The following is a 21,366-nucleotide window of genomic DNA, read 5'->3' as shown; positions in this document are numbered from 1 at the left end:
AACTAATAGCTTTTACCGGTACGTTGCCGGCTTCCACGGCTTGAGAACATATCCTTCCCGAAGTTCTTGAAGTTGTACATAAAACTTACCAGGAAGAAGCGTTGCAGCACCCGGGTGTACGTATCTTCTACATACAACACATTCACCGTACGGTTAATACTTTTATTCTGATTTAACAGGTCAATCCCGCTGATGCGGATCTCTCCGTTCTGCTTTTTAAATAACAGACAGGAAACATAGGCATTCCACATAGGAATAGCCTGGTTAAAGCCCTGCGCACGGCCGGTATTTATATAATAATCAAAATCATTGTTGAACATTATCCGCTTGAAGATGGTATAGGTAACATCTACTGAATAATGCTGATCGAAGTATTTATAATCCTGAGAGCCCGATGTAGTGTAATTCGCTTTGTTATAATTAAAGTTGGCATTGGCCTGCAGGTCTAATTTATCCTGGATAAAATAATTGAACGAAAGCCGCTGACCCAATGTGCTGGTATAATTGAAACGTACAGTATCCATGATCTTGCTCACATCGCGGCCATACCGGGCAGATGAAGTCAGGTTCAGGTTTACCGGGCTGCGACGGCCGGTAGTTACTTTTTTCAACGGAATGCCGATAGTCCCGGAAAAATTAAAACTCTGTGAACCGTTCAGGTTTTCGGGCCGCGTTAACAACACCCCTTCTGATTCTTTACTGGTGGTATTAACTATCTGGTTGTTTACGATGCTGGCCCCGGCATTCATATTAAGATATAAAAAGTTGGTCAGGTTGAACGTGCTATAGGTAAGATTGAAGTTATGCGTGAACTCCTGTTTCAGGTTCGGATTACCGGTACGAATATTCAACCGGTTGCTCTCATCCCGCACATTCTGTAACTGGCTTACACTTGGAGCACGCGTGCTGCCCCGGTAATTAAACCGCAGGTTCTTGCGGGGCGCCGGGTTAAAATTAAAAGAGGCGTTCGGAAAGAAGTTGGTATAGCTTTGCCGCATCGTAAACGAACTATCCTTTCCAATCGAATTGATGCGGCTGGTGAGGTTTTGCATAGTGGCAAAGTTCACCGCACCGCCAAACTGGTAATCGTACTTCTGCTTCTTTACCCTGAAGTTGGACCCCAGTCTGTTCGCCGTAAACAGGTTCTCAAAATAATTGGTTTGCGCCGTATCAGCCAGGTCGAACGACGCATTGAGCGTATCATAATTAAATACATTCCGGTCGCTGTTGCTTTTATTGATGGTATACGCGTAGTTCAACTCCCATACCATGCTTGAATCTATCATCTCGGTTACCGATGTACTGATAGTGTTATTAAAAGAACGGGTAGTTTGATCGTTGATCTGCTGGCGGTTATCGAAGCGGGTTACAGCACCTGAAGAATCAAAAAAATGATACGGTGAAAAATTGTAACCATTGCCATTGCTGTTGTTCACGGCTGTTGTCCAGCCCAGGGTAAACGTGCGGCCAGGTTTACGAAACCGGTGACGGAACAACAGGTCATCGGTAAAATTGGTTCCATCACGTTTATTGGAGGTATGGCTGCTTCCATCAATAGCTTTATAATTCACCGTGGGACTGGTGGCCCGGGTAGTGGAAGTTCCATCGTTGCCGGACGTACCTGTTTGATAATTGAGCGAAGGCGTCACCAATACAGAGTTCATACTGTCTATCATGTACTCCAGCCTGAACCCTAACCGGTGATTAAGATTATTGTTATTACTGGTGCTGATTGAATTAACATAGGATGATGAGTCGCCAAACATGTTTTGCCGTAAGCTCTGGCTATAGTTGCTGTTATCGGTCCGGGCAACAAAATAACTACCGTTGAAATTTACTTTGCGGCTCCATTCATCACGGAAATTAATACCTGCACTCCATGATTTGGTATTCCCATTCGCTGCGGCAGGTGCATTGCCGCCGCTTCCGCGGCCATTATTACCACGGCGTACACTCCCCATACCTCCCATAGAACTTACCAGGTCGTTATTGGTAAAACCCAGTTTATTGATGTTGTTGGCGCCGCCCAGAACGGAGATCTGGCGCGTGTTATTAAATGTATTGAAGGAGCCGCTTCCTTCGTACCGGCCTTCGGTACCTGCAGAAGCGCTGGTGCGGCCAAAGACGCCTTTCTTTTTATCTTTCTTCAGTTTGATATTGATGGTACGTTTGCGGCTGCCATCATCTATCCTGGTGAACTTGGCCTGTTCGCTCATGTCATCAAATACCTGCACCGCTTCCACCATATCCGACGACAGGTTCTTCGTTGCCAGCTTGGGATCGTTCAGGAAAAATTCTTTTCCATCCACATATACTTTAGTGATCTCTTCGCCCTGTGCAGTAATGTTGCCATCTTTATCAACTTCAACCCCGGGTAATTTCTTCAGCAGGTCTTCTACCGTAGCATTGGGTTTTGTTTTAAAAGCACTGGCCTTGAACTCTATCGTATCTTTTTTTATTTGTATAGGCGGGGCCTGTACAATAACAGCGCCCATCATCAGCGAAGTATCCAGTTGCATGAACACCGTATCGAGGTCCATTACAAACTGCGATTGGGTAATATTCAAATGCTTTGTATAGGGCGCATAACCAGTGAAGGTTATACCCAACACAAAGTTTCCTTTGATCAGGTTTTTTATTTCAAACAAACCGGATTTATCAGCCACTGCAAAACCAACAGCAGCGGAGTCAACAGGATTAATAATTGTAACCGTTGCGTCGGGTAAGGGCAGCCGGTTTTGGGCGTCAACGATCTTACCGCTTATTTTATTTTGAGCAGTAGCAAATTGAGCCGTTAAAATGAATAGAATCAATAGGGTAACAATCCGCATGCAAGCCAAGACGGGGGTTCACCTGAAAAAGTGGCACGACATTAAAAAAATATTAGAAGGCTATCGCGTAAGGGTCACACTCATTAAGCCAATCACCACATCATTCGCAATCGTGTGCAGGCTTACAGACTGTAACTCTTTATTGTGATCGAGCGGCATATCAAGAATGGTGGCGGCGCCGCCATCGATGGCCATGTTGGAAAAGCCTTTGAGCGTAGTATATTCCTGTGCGGTGGTATATAGTTTTCCTGTTTTTAACTGCAACCGGAGCGGACGCGGCGCATTTGTCGTAAACCCAACACCATCAATGAAATAGTCCTGCTCAATAGGCCACCAGTTCTGTGGGTTCAACAGGGCCAGCGTATCGGTTGTGCCATCTTTATAATGTATGCGCAGTTCACCATTTACCAGCCTGGTTTGCATGGGATTGGTTGAACCTGCCAGTAAGTAATACGCATGACTGGCATTGCCGGATAATGGTACAACTATGGAATCAGGATAATTATCCCAGTTTGAGGTGAATATTATATTCTTTGCCAGCGTATCGGCTGGTGTGGCCAGCGGAATATGTTGTGGCAACATGAATTCATTATTAGCAGCCGCCTTGCGTAAACCTGCATCGTCAATTACCGGTTGCACCAACGGATAACACCAGTTGCCCACTCCCTGTGTAGGCAGTTGTAAAGTCGGTGCCTGCGGTCTTGGCGACAAATACGTCTGTTTGAAAATATTCGTCACCTTATCATTATAATATCTCGTAAGATCTATTTTTTCAAACCGGCTATATTCATTAGCAGTAACCTGCCAATTCACTATTGTTGAATCTATGTGCTGCCCGTTTTCCAGTTCAACGCGAACCCGATTGGTGCCAGGCACCAGTATATTAATGGCGCTTTGATGTATATCAATGGTTGAATTGGCCGGCAACTCTCTTTGCACATCAAAATTATTCACGATCACTTTAATTGAAACCGCCGGTCCATTATTCTTTACATAGCAAAGCAGTGTTTTATCGTTCACATCATCGCTGGGCAGCATTTCAAGCTGTTGTTTTACTTCAAAGCAAAGTGGGAACCACCAAACCATTTCACCCTGCCGTAATTGAATAAACGCTGTTTTATTACCTGTTGTACCTTGTATCGTTGCCTGCACCTGGTTGCTGGTTAGCATGATGTTCTGCAGCACCTGCTGCGGATCGGAAATCGATTGAATAAAGCCTGCAGGTGTAGCGGCTGTCAATTGCGTGCCCAGGATATATACGCTGTCATATTTCATGGGTTGAACCGGCGCGCCGGCCCATTTAATTACCACCAGGTATTGTTTCGCCATTGATGTATCGATGGCTATCACCGGTTCGCCAACGGCATCATTTATCCCATGCCAGCTAACAGGTTTTCCATTTACAGTTACCGACTCAATAGCATCTTTCCAGGCCCGTACCCGCAGCTGCAGGTTCATGGCTTTGGGGTAGGTTGGTTTTATTATGTATTGATCGGCGCCGGCGGTTCTTTTAAAATCAACCGAGATATCAGGCGTTTGCAGGGAGGCCATATTCCACGCAGCGGGCCAGCCTGGTTTTATGGTCAGCGTATCTTTCAGGGCATCCGGAACAATGCCAAACAAACCTTCTACCAGGGAGCGGGCGGCCATGCCGATGGGATCGGCAAAATCACGGTACAGTTCTCCACGTATCGCATCGTAATAAGAAAGCTGTTCAAATCCCCCGGGGCTCGATGACAGGTACATACTTTCTACCAGCGCGCTTTTCCATAACCGGTAGGCATCTTCCGACCGGTTGCCCTGCCAGTAAGCCAATGCTGTATGCAGGTTCTCTGCCAGTACCACATTATTCAGCGACCAGTCATAGGGTTGCCAGTTGGTAGTAGTCAACAAATAGTTAGTAGTATCGCGCAAACCTTTTGCCCGTACAGGAATGTGGGGAATGTATTTATCTATATACCGTAATGACTGGAAGGCTTTAAAGTTGTCGGGCAGTTTTTCATCGATGGCATGATAGATCGTCCACAACCCGGCAGCAGGATGCAATAACCTTTCCCCCAGCGCATCTTTGTACTCTGCATACCAACCCAGCTCAGGCATCCATAACTGGTTGTTTACGGCATCAAATATTTTATTGGCTTCATTCTGATACGGTGTGGGATCTGCCCCTACAATAGGCGCCAGTTGCGCCGCTACGGCATTGGCGCGGTAGTTATAGGCCGATGAATGTGTAACGCCTCCTCCACTGTATTGTAAAGCATCGCTGGCCCAAATGCAGCAATAGGCATCGTACAGGCCATCACTGTCTGCATCAAAATTCCTTTTCTCCCAGGCCAGGTGCCGTTGCAGCAAGGGCCATTGTTGTTTTATATAGGCAGTATCTCCGGTACAATAAAAATGCGTTAACAACTGATCGATAAACACCAGGTTCATGTCGTAGTGGTGCGGACGAAAATCGCCATTGGGATTACGGCAGATATATCCGCTGCTGAACATAGAAGTACCCATTTTCTCCAGCTGTCGCGCCAGGTGCAAAGCCGTATCAAAAACCACCGGCCCTGTTGCGGGTGTGGTTACCTGTGACAGGGCATAACTGCTGAAATGGGTTCTTGCCCGGTCGTGCCAGCCCAATGCATCCCCCACATACGGGCCGCGCCAGGCGGGTAACCGCATGCGCCACGCAACGGCGCCATGTAAATAAGTGGGCGATTCCCAAATACCATCCGCAGCCACACTTAGGGCGCCACCCAGGGTATTGATCCAGGGGTCGGGCGTAACTACTTTAACGCGGCCTGCCAGTTTTTTACGGGCGGCTTCTGCTTCATTAAAAATCTGTACAAGCTTGTTGTAAGCCAGCTGTATGGTATCGGTAGGTTGTATTAAGAAATACTGCGCGCCGGCAGTCACCGGCAGCTTACCGGCAATAGCAGGTGTTGCAGATGCATTGCTTTGGTATAATGTCAGCGGGTCCTGTTGCTGGGCAGCATCCGTTATTTTTATTACAGAAGCAGGTGGAACAATGGCCGATAACTGTTTCAGGTTTTTGTTTACGGTGCCCGGTAATTCTGTCCCCCCCATCAAAAGATGAAAGCTGTTCTTTGAAATGGAATAAGTATTGTCTTTGCAATAATCCGGCTGCAGGTAAAACGAAGATTCGGGATCGGCACCGATATCGCCATCGCGGGAGAATTTTTTTCCGGAAGCACCGCCATATACCCAGCACAAGGCTACTTTAGGAGGTACGTTTACAAACTGGGTTTTTATGATCATGCCTTCGCTATCCGCCAGCGCCAGTACGGCAATTTGCATAGAGCCAGCTCCCAGCAACGGATCTTTTACTTCATACAACATGGCGCCGGGGCGATAAATAGCTTTTATCGATTTCGCGTTTGTTAACCAAATGCTTTTATTGCCTGCGATCAACCCCAGCTTAAAATTGCCGCCCATGCCCGGCATGTACAGCGCAAACTCCGGCAGATCACCCGTTTCAATCCTGAAGGCGGTATTGGTGCCATACAACGCCCGGTTAAAACGCATTTTCCCATTCACGGTTACAAAGTCTGTTCCCTCAGCCTGGTAATGTAAACTTCTTTCACTTGAAGATCGTATTCCCTTTACTGCTGCAGGTAACGGCGCATTGTTCTTTGCCAATTGCGCCCTGGCAGAAGTAATGGTAGCGAGAAATACAATAAAGTATAGCGTCTTATGAAGCATGGGGAGTTTAGGTCTGCACCTGTTTAAAAGACAGTCTTTGTCATCAAAAAGCTGCAATAGTGAGTAGTGAGTAGTGAGTAGTGAGTAGTGAGTAGTGAGTAGTGAGTGGGCTCCCGAATACGCAGGATTCCTGAATATTAGCTAACCATACTCATTATTCAATACCCAACCCAAATTCTTACTTCTTGTCCATTGTCTTCCACTTCAACATTCAATATTCAACATTCGACATTCAATATTAAAACATGGGTTTTAATCCCTCCCACTTCACCTTCCACGTTCCATCTTTAGGAAACCCGGGATTGTCCGTTTTATTATTATCATACCCCGCACACATCATGGCAACGGCGCTTAACAAACCGCCATTACCGGGCAGGTAAATGGTCAACCGGTCGTCCTGGTAGTTGTGGCCGTTAATGAGGAAGGTGTTTTTCTGTACCGGCATAAACAACGCGTCAAGAGCTTTATCGGGCATATGCAGGCGGGTGGCCGTCATCGCCATCAGCGGATAATCCCAGCCCCAGGTGGTTTCCCATTTCCATACTTTCAAAATCAGGTTGTAGGTATTCTTCATTACTGTTGTATCGAGGCGGTCGCACGCAGGCAGCGTGCTGTAGGCGCCCAGTACAGCCGGGTGGTCAGTAATATAGCGTTCGTTGGTATAACAATCAGGCGTGCTTTCTGTAGCGAGGTATACGCCATTGGTCTGCGGCCACTTTGCCAGGTTCTTTACAATGTTATCCCATTTCTTTTCACGCGGCATGCCCAGGCGTTCGCGCCATTGCTGCGCCACGTTCAACGCCCATTGCCAATAAGCCAGTTCATACGTAGGATTGAACGTATGCGTAGGATCAAAACATTCCTGCGCAGGAATCAATCCTTTGCCCAGGTTATATCTTTTATTCACCGAATCCCAGGTAGGGAACGACGCCATAAAATCAGCGGTGCCAAATACCAGGTCTTTATATCTTTCTAATACCCTTTTATCTTTTTTAGCACGGTACGCCAATTCCGCCATATAAATCAGATGCGGTTCCTGCCAGATTAAAAAGGCGCCTACAGAAGAAGGCGCTTCCTTCCCCTCGTTGTCAGTCATTTTTTGCCAGCGTAATCCATCAAAGCCCTGGCGTTTGGCAATGTCCCGGGCGCCATCAGCCACCTTGAAATACCAGTCGAGGCTTTTCTCCATCAGCTCAGGTCTCCCCCACAAAGCATAATGCACGGCATGCCACCAATGCATTTCCAGGTGCGGTTTGCCATACCAGCTGTTGTACGTGAGCCCGGTTTCCTGTGGTGGAAAATCAGAAGCGCATTGGATGCGGGTAAGGTATTGCGATAATACAATCCTTCTTTCCAGCTCTTTGGCCCGTGGATTGGTGCTGCCGGAAAAATCGATAGCTCCGCCATTTTTCCAGAAAGCTTTCCAGTAAGTGTCGCTGGTAACGGCTGCCACCATATAACCAGGTGCATCAATTGGTGGTTTATTGTTCGAGAAATAAAACGAAGCTCTGAAGATAGTATCTGCAGGTGATGGCTGCACCATCACCTCATGGGCACGACGCATGGTTACATTGGCCGGCTCTAAGAACTTATACTGTACATAATAATTGGTGGTATCCAGTATCCGGTGAATAAGGCCATCATTCAGGATGGTTTGGTGTTTGGTACTGTCACCATCAAAAGTGCCTGCATCTTTAAAATCACCAGTGGGATACGGGAAATGCAATTTGATAGCAATACGTTTTTCCTTCAAAAGTGGTGAGGCAATAAATACACCTATGCCATCCTTGCGCTGATCGGCACAGGTTGTTACCTGTACCCGTTGCCCATCTATTGTAAACCTGCTTATTATAAAACCGCTCCACAGGTCCAGGGTTTGATCAACGTTTTTTATATCTTCTATAGTAGCCAGCGACCCATCCTTTTTAGTGATCTCCAATCCTATATTGCCTAATTGTAACCGGTGTGGATTTACACGGAAGTATTCTACTGCTTTGCGGCTGCGCTCCGGTTCTTTTACCTGCACACAATAAGTGATCTTCTTCCCGTTCAGGTCGTATTCCTTCAACGTTTCTTCCCGCTTATAATTCTCTGTATTGGGCCAGCTGTGCCAGCCCCACGCCGACTGCGTTCCCAGGGGAACTCCTTTTTCATAATAAGCGGGAAAACTTTGTAAGCCGGTCACATCTGCAGTAAAAGCAAAATGTCCGTTTCCTACAGACAATGACGACAGCGGATCGGCTTTAACAACGTGCGGGTTATTTCTTTTCACCAGGGCATGTCTATCGATAGCCTGCGCACTGCTGCTATGTATAACTAAACTACCGGCTATAAGTAAGATCCATTTTTTCATAATCGGGAAATCGTCAAATGTGAATAGTCAATGGTAAATGGTAAATGGGCTAATGATCAATAGTGAGGCTTAAGTAAACAAAGCGGCAGTTTGTAGGTTATTAAGTTCTTAGGTTCTTAAGTTTTCTATGAACCTGCCAACTCAGTAACCTAATAACTTACAAACCCAATAACCAGGCAATTGTATACCCCGAAGGCTTAACTAAAACTAAGCTGCTACCTTAACAGCCTGACGGGCTAATAGTTTCCATTGTCCTTTTTGCTTTTGCCAGATCAGTAAAATATTCAGCTTTACACTACCGGGATTACCACCATCATTGGTAGTGGCAGATAAAGTGTGACGCACAATGGCGGCATCGCCAGAGATGGCTATGGTTTGATTAGTAAGATCGATGGTTACAAAATCTGATTTACCCGAAACAATGTTATCAACGAAGGTGGCTTTGTCTTCTACCTTACCACTGCTGTGTCCATAACTCAACTGATCGGCGGTGATGTTCGTGAGGCCGGCTTTATCGCCATCTATCATGGCTTTTTTCAACTTCTCTATCGCTGCAGTTACGGCAGCTTCTTCTTTATTTTGCGCCATGGCAACATTCATTACGCTGGTCAGTACAAAAAGGTAAATCAATCGTTTCAACATATAATAGTATTTGAAGGTTACTTTAAAGGTGCAATAGTTACCGGACCTAACAATCCTGATGCTTCCGGTTGCCAGTTTGCCGCGGTGAACAGGCCATCGGCTCCGCGGTTCTCTGCCTGGCGTGCCGGAAAGTTAACGTTATAAAATTTCTTCCAGGGAGTGCCCTCCTTTTCCAGCGCAATGATCCGGTTGGTCATGCCATTGCTAACCCGGATCATCAACTCGTTCTCAGGTTTCAGTAAACTGGCTGGTACATTTACTTTGTAAATGGGTCCCAGTAAAGTTCCCAGCGTTTTACCATTCAATATCACCTCTGCACTCCAGGCCACTTTGCCCAGGTCCAGCTCATAGGCCGGCGCCGCACCTGCAGGTTTGGGAAATTCTATGCTGTATTGGGCCGATCCTGAAAATACCTTCCCCAATGCATCGGGTATCTCTGTCCAGGAACCCAATTTACTAACCGTGGTTGGTTTTGGTAAGTCGGGGCCCCCCATCATAAAAAACAAACGCCAGTTCCCTTTTATCTCGGTGCCTTTGCCTGCTATGGCGTAATTGGTAAATGGCTTGCCGGTAAGTTTTGTATTTGACGTTTGCAGCACACAGCTTTCGCCGGGCTCCAGGTGTACATATACTTCCAGTTTGTTATTCTTCATTCTTGTATTAGCTACGCCGCTTAATCCCTGCATGGGGTCGAACTCAATGGCGCTGGCGGCTTTTCTGCCCAGTGGCACCCAGTCGGCAACAGCCTCTTTTGTTGCATTGCTGATAAAGTAATAATTACCACCGCTGATGCTTCTGCGAATGCATTGCAAACCTTTTGCATACATGGGTTCAGGCAATACATTGGCAGCCTGCAACAAGACGCTGATGTCGTTTCCTTTTATAAAGGCCCCTTTACCATTGGTGGCTTTCTGCAGGGCGCCATCGCCTGCAAATTTTAAGGCAGCGGTTATATTCGTAAACTGTTGTTGTCTTTCAGCCAGTTGACCATAACCAGGTACGCCGGTTGGGAAGTTGTTGTACACAAGAATGGTGGCGCCATTCTTTGCCAGGTCGGCCAGCTTTTGCAATGTAGGCAACGGCAGGTATTTCGTATTGGCCAGCACAATGGTACGGTAAGTACCACCTGGGGTTTGTAACCCGAAGGAAGTTGCATACACTTTTTGTAACTGGTTGTCTGAAATAAGATCAAATGCATACCCTTTTGCCAGCATGTCTTCCGCTACCTTATTGAAATCGGTATTCTCAAAACCCTTCATACCATCATAATGGTTCAACAGGTCGCGGCCCGCTTCTGAATTATGATCACTGAAGGGGAAATACAACAACACATCATTATCGGGTTTACCGCTTTGCAGGAACGACTGGCAACGGGTTACATAAGTATTCAGGGTGCCAAAGTCTTTCCAGAAAGGATGAATAGGTTGAAAATGCACGGCTGCATAGAACAACCAGCCGGGCCAGATATCGTTGATGGGCGAATAACAAATGCCATGGTATACGACATGATTTACTCCACCCAAAAAGTATTTATCAACCGCCGTCTTTACATCTCCCAGGTTTGTTTTAAAATGCTCATTCAACCAGGTGGCGGCTTCTGCCGATGCCAGCGGTTTATTCAGAATATGGGCAGCAGAAACCGCGAATTTGAACCGTAACAATTCACTGCCTTCGGTTTCCGGAATATCCACCACGCCATAACAATCCAGGATGTTGGCGGGCGAACCATGACTCTGGTTACGCACTATTTTTCCTTTTGCCTGCGCCCAGTTGTGCCAGGGAATAGTGAATTTTTCCAGCAACAGGTCGGCAATGGTTTGCCGGTAATCGTATAATACGCGCAAACTGGTTTCGTTGCGCTCCTTTTGTAATAATTGTGGTAAAAACAGTTTAAGATCATAGCCACGGCGGCGTTTGAACTCGGCAAAAAAGCCGGGTGTGTAATTGCTTTGGCCGTGCGCATCATCCACTTCATAGCTGTCGTTGAAGAAACCACGCAACTGGCCCAGGTCGGCGCCTGAAAATGCGGTATCGAAACGGCTCAGGTATTTGTTCAATGCCGCCTCGGAAAAATGGTCAATGGCATTGCCTTCAGCACCAGGGGCTGCGCGTTCTACCATTTTACCATGCCAGCCCATAAACAGGGCGTAAACCGTCCAGGTGCCTGCCGGCGCTTTCCAGTTCAGCTCACCTTTTGCATTCACCTGCGAAGTAAGGTCAATGGTTTCGCCTTTTTCACTATAGGCCATTACTACCTGCAGAGGCAGGTTCTTTTTATATTTTAACTGGTTTATGGCCAGGGCCTGCAGGTTCTTGTTGGCATATACCGGCTCGGCCAGTTTCTTTACATCTTTAACCCGCTCGCTTTCCTTCAGCATGGTGAGCGTAGCGGCCCCCACCGTACCCTTGGTGGGATATAATTCTTTTTTATCGGAAAGGGTATTCCCAATGGCATCGAGGTAGGGTTGTTGCTCAAAAACAATCGGGTCTTTTATGCCTTTTCCTTCTTTTACTATCCAGGTTTTGTATTCAAAATCCTTACAGGCTTCGGCATCGCCAATCAGCGGACCGCCCCCAAAAGGCCAGCCGCTGCCGGTTGCGATGTCAATCTGCAGGTTCAACCGTTTGGCTTCTGCCAATGTATAAGTAAAAACCTGCATCCATTCGGGCGACAGATAATTAATAAACTCACTTTCATAACCAGCCACCCCATAAATAGGTGTTATTTCCAATCCGCCAAGCCCCGCCTGGGCGTATTGTTGCATATTGGCGGTCAGGCTTCTGTTATTTACTGCGCTGCCCGGCCACCACCAGCGGGCCCAGGGTTTGGTCACGGTGTTTACGGCCGGCCATTTAATTTGGGCCTCTCCATTTATTAATGCAGCGGAACAAGCAATGGTACAGATCAGTCTTTTTATCATCTGGTTTTAGTCTAAAGGTTTTACATTAGGAAAAAAACGTATAACTACTACGCAAACGACAAAATAGTTAATTATATTTTAACTGCATAGACAATCAATAGTCAATTGCCAATTTACCAATTGCCAATTGACTATTGACCATTGACTATTGACCATTGATCTCAACTGCATAGACTTCCGACTGACCTTCGAAATTAGCCCTGAAAATAATCCACTTCCCATCGGGTGAGAAATGTACATTAGGCTCCAGTTTATAATTGTGGTGCTTCATGTTCACCAGTTTGGTGGCTTTAAAATGATCACCTTCGGGGGTAAATAAATAGATGTACATGCCATCGAAGGCTTTGGCTACCTGGCCAGGATCGCCGCCATCACCGGCAAACAGTTTCTGATCGGGTGAAGTGGTGAAGTGAACGCTCCATTCGTTGCGGTCCAGTTTATACTTTTTTTCTTCCCCTGTTTTTACGTTCACTCCGCCCACATAAAAGTTGGTGCCGCGTGGCAATTGCTGATCGAACCAGATGGTTTTACCATCAGAGGAGAACCACTCATGACCGGCGATCTCATTTTCCATGGTACGCTTGTGCATGAGCTGTACTTTGCCTTTGTTGGCATCGCGCACATCGATGGTCCAGATGCGATCCACTTTATGCCAGGGACCTTCATGACAAAACATCAATAAGTTGGGGTCTGTTGAGGAAAACTGTACGTGATTCAGCCAGGCGCTGTCGTTGAAGATGGGTTTCAGTTGTTTGCCATTGATGTCAATAACAAACAGGGTACGGGGCAAACGGGCCTCGTATATTTTATTGAAGTAATCGTGCTTCTCAGGGTTCAGCCGGTAGATCTCTCTTTCAGCATCGCTGCTTCGATAACCGGCCAGTAAAGTTTCATTGGCATTTACCGTGGCAATGCTTGCTTTAAAATCGGCAGGGAAAACATATACCAGTTTTGTTTCCTTGCTATCGATGTTGGTTACAAACACACTGTCTTTGATCTGGTAATAAGCATTATGTCCTTTGGCGCTTAATATCTCGCCATTCATGGGTGACGACTGATGCGTAACCTGGTCAATTTTACGCGTGTTCAGATCAACGGTATATAACTGACGGCCATTGATACTGTCGGTACTGTAAAAAACCATTTTATTCCCAACGAAAGGATTGTTGTGAAAGTAAAAGCTGGCATTATTACCGGGTTTGTTGGTAAGCCGTACAAGGGTGTGGTGGGTGGTGGCGTCGATCCAGGTTTCGGGCATGGGCTTTTGTGAGCCGGTTTCCAATACGGGTTGTGCGGCGGCAGAAAAACAGCATACAGATAAAAATGCAAGAGTTATCACTTTCATACAGGAGCAATTTAAAGTCCGAAAGACGTAGGGAAGTTTTACTTCGTTGCATACATCTTTCGGACTTAAATAAGATTTTAATATCTGTTAATAGTAACCCTGGTTCTGATCGTATAAGCCAGGCTTGGCAAGAATTTCAGCTTGCGGTACCGGGTATACGGAGTATTCAGGTTTCACTTCCTGGATGGTAGAAGTAAGGGTATCGCTCACCCGCCATGCATTCATGGTAGTTACGAACATGTTTTCGCGCACCAGGTCATTCCAGCGAATGCCTTCGCCCAAAAACTCCCGCCGTCTTTCTTCCATTAAAGTGGGCAGGGTTACGTTTGCCAAAGCAGGCGTGCCAACACCAGCTCTGTCACGCACCTGTTTAACAATGGCATCCACATCCGCCTGTGTACCGGGAGCACCGTGTAGAATACATTCTGCTTTCATCATCAATACATCAGTATAGCGCAATACGATAAAGTTGATCGGCCAGTCGGCACGGTCTTTACCCTTGAGGGCGGGATTGAGGTATTTTTTAATGAACGGACGGCTCGTATCCAACACGGCAGGCGTACTTGAATTAGTAGGATACGCATGTTTTATACTGAAAGTATCTCTTTTATCTACGGTACCGGTTGACAGGTAAACACTGTTCCTGTAGGATTGTAACAGGTTCTTACTTACATTATAGCTGGCGCTGCCATAACCATTGCCATATCCTGAAAAATTCAACCCACTCCAGTAAGTATCAGGCACCAATTGACTGGGGAATTCACCCCCGCTGCTTGTAGTGGCATACTGAATATCGAATACCACCTCTTTGTTATTCTCATTTGTATAAGAGAAGATAGAGGCAAAATCAGTTAAAAATGAATATTTGTTACTCTTGATGATGTCATCGAAATAACCATACGCTTTATTCCACTCATTGGTATTGAGGCCAGGACCATTCACCAATGCAGGTCCCGATCTTGTCATATACACCAGGCCAAGCATCCCTTTAGCCGAATACAAAGTAGGACGTCCCAGGTCGGCGCCGGTAAAAACCTCGGGCAGATTAGCGGCAGCAAACTCAAAATCACTGATGATAAAGCTATACACATCCGCCAATGAGCTTCTTTTTACCGCACCAGCTTCAGCAGGTGTCATAGACTTGTCGATGATCGGCAACGCGCCATAATGTTTCAACAGGTCGAAATAGTAAAAGCCGCGCAGAAAGCGTAATTCAGCAGTAAACCTGGTTGCCAGGTCACTGGTTAAAACACCGGCGCCTTTTGCCTGTATGGCATCCAACACCGTATTGACATTAAAAATGCCATTGAAGCCGTTTTGCCAGGAGTTAACAATAAACGCAGTAGTGGTAAGGTTGGGCGAAAAGTCGTTTATTCCCTGAAAGTCGCGGTTACCATCTGTAGTGATGGCAGTATTATCTGAACGCACTTCATCCATCCACATCAAATTCAAAGGAATTGCTTTTAATTTTGAGTAAGCCCCATTTACACCCTGCGTAAAATCACTGACAGTTTTAAAAAAGGTAGAGGTCACTACATCAGAAACAGGCTGCTGGTCCAGGTTTTTGCTACAGGAAGATATGCCTGTTATGGAAGCTAAAAGTATAATATATGATAATCGTTTCATTGTAATAAGCATTTTAGATAAAAACTTAGAAGCTCACGTTTACACCCACGGTAATGGTTTTGTTTAAAGGCATAGCGCCGTAATCGCCTGGCAACTGGAAGCTGGTGCTTGATCCGCCCACCTGCGTATTTTGCGCTTCGGGGTTTACGCCGCCTTTGTATTTATCCCAGCCAAACGGGTTTTGCGCAGAAGCATAAACGCGTGCATTGCTGATGGCGCCCGTCTTGATCAACTTTTTCAAATTGTAACCCAGGGTAATATTCTGGATGCGGAGAAAGTTGGAAGAGTACAGCCAGTCGGTCGTAAACAGCGGGATCGTATACGCGAAACCGATCTTACCGCGGGGAGCGTTGTAATTCTGGTTGTCTGCCGTCCAGCGGTCTCTCCATACACCTAAATTGGTATTGCGGCCATTGGAGGGATTGTCTATAGCTCGTCCCAGGAATGAATAAATAGTACCACCGGTTTGTCCATACATCTGCACGCTCAGGTCAAAGCTCTTATACCGGAAATTGTTGGTCATACCAAAAGTATACTTTGGAGAAGGCTGACCTGCAACAACCCGGTCACGGGCATCTATGATGCCATCGGGGTTAGCATCTACATACTTTTCATCACCTACTGTTTGTTTAGGCAGTTTAGCTACTTTAGGATCGTTTATATCGTCCTGGGTAAGAATACCATTTGTTTTTACCAGGTAATAGCTGTACATCGGTTTACCAATACTTAACAGGAAAGGCGGATTACCACTAAGGCCATTGGTGGCCACATTGATATCGGCGCCATCTGCACCCAACGCAAATACCTTATTTTGATTATAGGCTATATTGAAGTTCGTTGTCCATTGAAAATCATGTTTTGAAAGGTTGGTAGTATTTAACCCCAGTTCCAAACCCCTGTTTACTACAGCACCTATATTTTGCAGGGCGGTAGGGAAACCGGCAGCAGATACCACGGGCACATTCAACAACAGGTTGGTGTTCTTTTTCTGGTAAGCGTCAAAAACGATATTGATGCGGTTATTCAACAGCGAGGCGTCAAAACCTACATCATAAGTATTGGCCTTTTCCCATTGCAGATCGGGATTGGGAATTGATTTTGGTACCTGGCCATTGGCCACCGTTACGGTATTGCCGCCAAAACTATAGTTCCCTGCTGTTAACAGCGCCTGGCTGCTGTAGTCTCCAATGCTGTAATTACCAGCCTGGCCCCAGCTCGCTCTCAGCTTCAGGTCATTCACGAAATTAACTGTACGCATGAAGTTTTCTCTTGAAATGCGCCAGCCCACAGAAAGAGAAGGAAATGTACCCCATCTGTTGTTTTCACCAAAACGGGAGGAGGCATCCCGGCGAATGCTTGCCTGCAACAGGTATTTATCCGTATAGGCATATTGTGCCCTTCCATAATAAGAAACCAGCGCGTTATTGGTTTCTGTTGTGTTGCCCGTTACAGTACCTGTAGCACTCGATGCCGCATAATTGATGGTTGTAATAGAGCTGTTGGTAAAACCCTGGCCGCCAATAGTACTAAGGGTAAAATTCTCCAGGTGCACATAATTGTACGACATACCGCCTACAACATTGATAGTGTGATCGTCGTTGATCGTTTTAATATACGTGATCGTGTTTTCATTAACGAAATTCTGCTTCTTGTACCCGCTGTACATCCCGGATGCACTTTTGCCGGGAAAAGTTTGATAGTTAGCGATATTACCACCTACATAATCGGAAATGTACCGCTTCGTATTCACATTGGATTCATCATAGTTAACAGTGGTTCTCAGTGATAATCCCTTCACAATCTGGTAATCGCCATACATTGAATATAAAATACGGGTATTCTTTACCAGGTTGCTCATATTATTTAAATACGCTACCGGGCTTACGCTGGAAGAAGCCCATTTGTAAACCTGGTTGTTACCCGCGCCTGTATTCACGCCTGCAGTATCTTCCACAACAGGCGACATGTTGTATAACTTCATCAACTGGTTGTCTTTCCCCTCAGCGAGTGGCAAATTGGTCTCAGAATAAGTGGGCGCCAGGTTAAAACCCAGTTTAAATTTATTGCTGGCATTTACTTCCACATTGGCTCTTGCTGAAAAGTTCTTAAACCCGGAATTTATTAAAACGCCTCCCTGGTTCAGGTAATTACCCGAAAAGAAATAGCGCACATTATCTGTACCGCCGCTTGCACTCAATTCATAATTCTGAAAATTAGCCGTTCTAAAAGCCTGGTCCTGCCAGTCGATATATTGCAAACCCGGATGGCCAGGCATGGTCCACCGGTCGTCTGTCATAAAATTAGCGTCCACCTGACCCGGTGCAAGTCCCAGTATTACCCGGCGTTCTTCATTGGTTTGTGTAGCGGTTCTGTTGGTGCCATTACCTGAGGCCACCCATTTATAGTTGGCCAACTCAGTAGCCTGGGCAATCCACTCATCGGCGCTTAAAACGTCCAGCTTTTTCGCCACCTTGCTTAATCCGGTATAAGCATTCACAGATATCCTGGCTTTTCCTATCTGCCCCCTTTTGGTAGTAATGATCACCACCCCATTGGCCGCACGCGAACCGTAAATGGCGCCGGCTGCCGCATCCTTCAACACCTGGATGCTTTCAATATCGTTGGGGTTGATATTATTAAGCGGGTTCTGGGCAAAGCCCCCGCTTGTACTCTGGCTTACCACATCGAGGGGAAAACCATCAATTACATACAAGGGTTCTGTACCGGCTGAAATTGATCCTGCACCACGAACCTGTACGCTGAAACCGCCTCCGGGCATGCCGGTTTGCTGTTTGATCTGCACCCCGGGCATCTGGCCTATCAACGCCTGGTCAACCCGCGCAATAGGTTTTTCCTCAATGCCCTTGGGATTAAATGTAGCTACTGCGCCGGTGATATCTCTTTTCCGGGCAGTACCATAACCCACCACCACCACATCTTCGAGCTGACTTTTTTCGCTGGTCAAACTTACCGTCAATGTGGTTTGGCCATTTAACGGAATTTCTGTTTTGGCAAAGCCTATCGATGAAACAACAAGTGTTTCATTGCCGGTTATTACCGGAATGGCAAATGAACCATCACCTTTGGCGAGGGACGTTTTGTCAGTTCCCTTCACCAGTATAGTAGCGCCGGGCACTGCATTACCTTTTTCATCGGTAACCTTACCCTTAACCATAATACCGTTTTGTGATCTTGCCTGAAAAGCTGTAAAGAGGAGTAATAGGGGTAAAAACCAAATACCTTTTGGTAGAAGTTGCTGAACACTCATATTGGCACTATTTAGTTAGTTAACAATCGCCTGATAAGGGTTAAAATTAGGCGCGGATGTTTCAACATTCGTCCTGTTCCATCCTGTCTTTTCACCACAACAACAAGATTTATTTTGTTTAAATGTCATATATACACTTCCGGTAACGATTGCGTAACTATTCTGTCCATACGGGATGCGGCAGGATAGTTTTCGCCCGGTGAATTGTTACTTTTATTACAGTAACTGCGAAAACCAAAACGAAACTGACTTGCCATGTTGTACTTAACACCTGCAGCAATCACCCTTGCTGTGATTGCAATCATACATTCATTTCCCCCGTCATCTTTACTATTTCATTTACATAAACATTCCGGCGCATCGCTCATCAGCCCTTAGGGTCTGCTACAGCTTTTCGTTACACGCTGTTTTCTAAACCAAGACTAAACACTTACTTGCTATGCGTAGATCGCTACAAATTTGCTATGCCCTCATAGCAACCTGTTTCCTATTAATCAGCTGCCGCAAAAAAGAATGGGATAAATTTTACAGCCGGCCCGAAGGGCTTGAACCTCCTATTTACCAGGTACTTAAAAGCAAAGGGAATTTCAGTTTACTGCTTGCCTGTATTGATAAGGCCGGTTACAAAGACATCTTAAGCAATGCCGGTTACTGGACGCTGTTCGCACCTTCCGACGATGCATTTACCAAATACTTTAAAGAGAACAGCCTCAGCGGCATTGAAGCCCTGGACTCGGTGAAAGCCCAGCAGATTGTACGTTATTGTCTGGTTTACAATTCATTCAATACCGACCGCCTCGACGACTATCAATCCACCACCGGTTGGGTAGCCGATAAGGCCTTCAAACGCAGAACCGCTTACTACGATCTGTTCGATACGGCCACGGTTGGCGGCCAGCTGCTGCATACCATCGCTTCCAACCGGAACAACGCCTATGTATCTTCGGATAACAATAATAAATACATCCCGTACTTTACCAACCCGTTTTTTACCGATTCAAAATTAACGGCCGCCGATTATAATTATTTCTACCCCTCTACCCCGTTCACCGGTCTCAATGTGCTCGATGCCCGGATCACAGAAACAAATATCGCTGCAGAAAACGGCAACATCCATGTTATAGATAAGGTATTAACGCCCTTACAGAACATTGAAAAATACCTGGCGTCAAAACCTGAATACAGCCTGTTCAACAGCCTGTTTCAACAGTATATGGTTACCTATTACGAAAATGCAGACGCCACCAAACGTTACCAGATCCTGAACAACAGCAGCGATAAGGTGTACATAAAATTGTATAACGGCGGGCTCGCCTTCTCGCTGAACAACGAGAATTATATGAAAATGCAGGACAATGACGGGCAAACAAATGGCTGGTCAATTTTTGCACCTACCAACGATGTGCTGGAACCCTATCTTAAATCGGTGGTGCTCGAACACTATAATAACGACCTGAATAACCTGAACAAATTACCCATACAAACTTTGGTCGATCTGTTGAATGCGCACATGTGGCAGGCTCCCGTATGGCCTTCCAAATTTGCAACAACCAGTAACTACCTGGGTGAAGAAGCAAGATTTAGCCCCAATGCCGATATCGTTGATAAAAAGTTGCTGAGCAATGGCTTCTTCTACGGCGCTCATAAGGTGCAGGAATCAAATCTTTTCTCCACGGTTTACGCACGCCCGTACCTGGACCCCGATTACACGCTCATGACGCGCCTGCTTAACCAGGAACTGAAACAGGTAATTACCAATCCCAACTTCAAATACACCGTCCTGATGATGACCGACGCGAAGATCCGTGCGCTGGGTTTTGACTGGGATGGCAACAGGAATTCATGGGTGAATACCATTGCCGGTGCATTGGGCGCCGGTGACCCCAAAGGCACCGTAAACCGCCTCATCAATATGTGCGTGATTGCCACTCCCAATAATGAACTGGGCAATATAACCGGCCAGGGTATTATAACCACCATTGGCGGTGAACTGATAAAATGGAACAACGGCCAGTTTTATGCAGCGGGAAATATCGATGCAGGGTATAATGTGAATGTTACCGATAAAAAGACCATGAAGAACGGGATCGTGTACTATACCGATAACCTGTTGCTCTTTTCCGCCATTACTCCCGGCAAAAGACTGGAAGCGCTGGCGGCCCTTCCCAATTCACCCTATTATCACTTCTTCCAGTACCTGAAAAACTCAAAACTGTATACAGCCACTACCGGCGCCATTGCCGGGGTACCACTGGGCTTCTTTGGCACCTTTTTAATACCCGACAGCAATGCCATAAAAACAGCCGTTAATGCAGGGCTGTTACCAGGTACTGTTAGCGGTTCCACTAAAGTGCCCAACTATGCGCCAACTGCATCCAATGAGATCGAGCAGGTAGAGTCGTTCCTGAAATTCCACATGTTACAGCTAACAGTAATTAACGATGGAAAAGTACAGGACAGTAAAACCCTTTTCACCAACCTGAACGATCAAACGGGTGTGGTGAACGTGATTGGTTCAGCTGGTGGCAGCCTGGGCTTCCAGGACTCGTTTGGAAATGTGGGCACCGCAGACCCTGCCAACAGTTATGTTCTGGCCGACCGTATCGTGATCCATTCCATCAATAAGTGCCTGCAACCCAACAAATGATCATTTTGTAAAACTGACT

The 21,366-nt window shown here is 46.2% G+C and carries 9 protein-coding genes; 1 reads left to right on the top strand and 8 read right to left on the bottom strand.

All coding sequences use genetic code 11. The annotated features are described in order from the left end of the window. Positions 1-2: 2 nt before the first annotated feature. From NIAKO_RS03635 to NIAKO_RS03600, 8 genes are all read right to left on the bottom strand, one after another. A complete protein-coding gene (locus NIAKO_RS03635) occupies positions 3-2,831 on the bottom strand; it encodes an outer membrane beta-barrel protein (protein ID WP_014217041.1) in 2,829 nt (942 codons plus the stop codon). A 60-nt stretch (positions 2,832-2,891) separates the two neighbouring features. After that, the gene (locus tag NIAKO_RS03630) at positions 2,892-6,545 is read right to left on the bottom strand and encodes a DUF4450 domain-containing protein (protein WP_014217040.1); all 3,654 of its coding nucleotides are present in this window, start codon (positions 6,543-6,545) and stop codon (positions 2,892-2,894) included. 238 nt (positions 6,546-6,783) lie between these two features. Beyond that, positions 6,784-8,898, bottom strand: a complete 2,115-nt coding sequence (locus tag NIAKO_RS03625) for a hypothetical protein (RefSeq protein WP_014217039.1) — start codon at positions 8,896-8,898, stop codon at positions 6,784-6,786. A gap of 207 nt (positions 8,899-9,105) precedes the next feature. Continuing rightward, positions 9,106-9,540, bottom strand: coding sequence for a nuclear transport factor 2 family protein (locus NIAKO_RS03620; RefSeq protein WP_014217038.1), 435 nt, complete (start codon positions 9,538-9,540; stop codon positions 9,106-9,108). A gap of 17 nt (positions 9,541-9,557) precedes the next feature. Then, the gene (locus NIAKO_RS03615; RefSeq protein ID WP_014217037.1) at positions 9,558-12,461 is read right to left on the bottom strand and encodes a glycosyl hydrolase; all 2,904 of its coding nucleotides are present in this window, start codon (positions 12,459-12,461) and stop codon (positions 9,558-9,560) included. 145 nt (positions 12,462-12,606) lie between these two features. Next, the gene (locus tag NIAKO_RS03610) at positions 12,607-13,806 is read right to left on the bottom strand and encodes an oligogalacturonate lyase family protein (RefSeq protein ID WP_014217036.1); all 1,200 of its coding nucleotides are present in this window, start codon (positions 13,804-13,806) and stop codon (positions 12,607-12,609) included. 87 nt (positions 13,807-13,893) lie between these two features. Then, positions 13,894-15,432 carry a RagB/SusD family nutrient uptake outer membrane protein gene (locus tag NIAKO_RS03605; RefSeq protein WP_014217035.1) on the bottom strand — a complete coding sequence of 513 codons (1,539 nt, stop codon included), beginning with the start codon at positions 15,430-15,432 and terminating at the stop codon, positions 13,894-13,896. 25 nt (positions 15,433-15,457) lie between these two features. Continuing rightward, a complete protein-coding gene (locus NIAKO_RS03600) occupies positions 15,458-18,607 on the bottom strand; it encodes a SusC/RagA family TonB-linked outer membrane protein (RefSeq protein WP_242675542.1) in 3,150 nt (1,049 codons plus the stop codon). Between the two features lie 532 nt (positions 18,608-19,139). On the opposite strand from NIAKO_RS03600, the gene NIAKO_RS03590 reads away from it, so the two are divergent. Beyond that, positions 19,140-21,347, top strand: a complete 2,208-nt coding sequence (locus tag NIAKO_RS03590) for a fasciclin domain-containing protein (RefSeq protein ID WP_014217032.1) — start codon at positions 19,140-19,142, stop codon at positions 21,345-21,347. The last annotated feature ends 19 nt before the right edge of the window (positions 21,348-21,366 follow it).

Source organism: Niastella koreensis GR20-10 (assembly GCF_000246855.1).
Taxonomy (GTDB): domain Bacteria; phylum Bacteroidota; class Bacteroidia; order Chitinophagales; family Chitinophagaceae; genus Niastella; species Niastella koreensis.
The sequence above is the reverse complement of the archived record's forward strand: the minus strand, read 5'-3'. Positions and strand labels throughout refer to the sequence as shown.

Coding starts and splice junctions, on each gene's coding strand:
- NIAKO_RS03635 (WP_014217041.1), bottom strand. CDS start 2,831: ATGCGGATTGTTACCCTATTGATTCTATTCATTTTAACGGCTCAATTT.
- NIAKO_RS03630 (WP_014217040.1), bottom strand. CDS start 6,545: ATGCTTCATAAGACGCTATACTTTATTGTATTTCTCGCTACCATTACT.
- NIAKO_RS03625 (WP_014217039.1), bottom strand. CDS start 8,898: ATGAAAAAATGGATCTTACTTATAGCCGGTAGTTTAGTTATACATAGC.
- NIAKO_RS03620 (WP_014217038.1), bottom strand. CDS start 9,540: ATGTTGAAACGATTGATTTACCTTTTTGTACTGACCAGCGTAATGAAT.
- NIAKO_RS03615 (WP_014217037.1), bottom strand. CDS start 12,461: ATGATAAAAAGACTGATCTGTACCATTGCTTGTTCCGCTGCATTAATA.
- NIAKO_RS03610 (WP_014217036.1), bottom strand. CDS start 13,806: ATGAAAGTGATAACTCTTGCATTTTTATCTGTATGCTGTTTTTCTGCC.
- NIAKO_RS03605 (WP_014217035.1), bottom strand. CDS start 15,432: ATGAAACGATTATCATATATTATACTTTTAGCTTCCATAACAGGCATA.
- NIAKO_RS03600 (WP_242675542.1), bottom strand. CDS start 18,607: ATGGTTAAGGGTAAGGTTACCGATGAAAAAGGTAATGCAGTGCCCGGC.
- NIAKO_RS03590 (WP_014217032.1), top strand. CDS start 19,140: ATGCGTAGATCGCTACAAATTTGCTATGCCCTCATAGCAACCTGTTTC.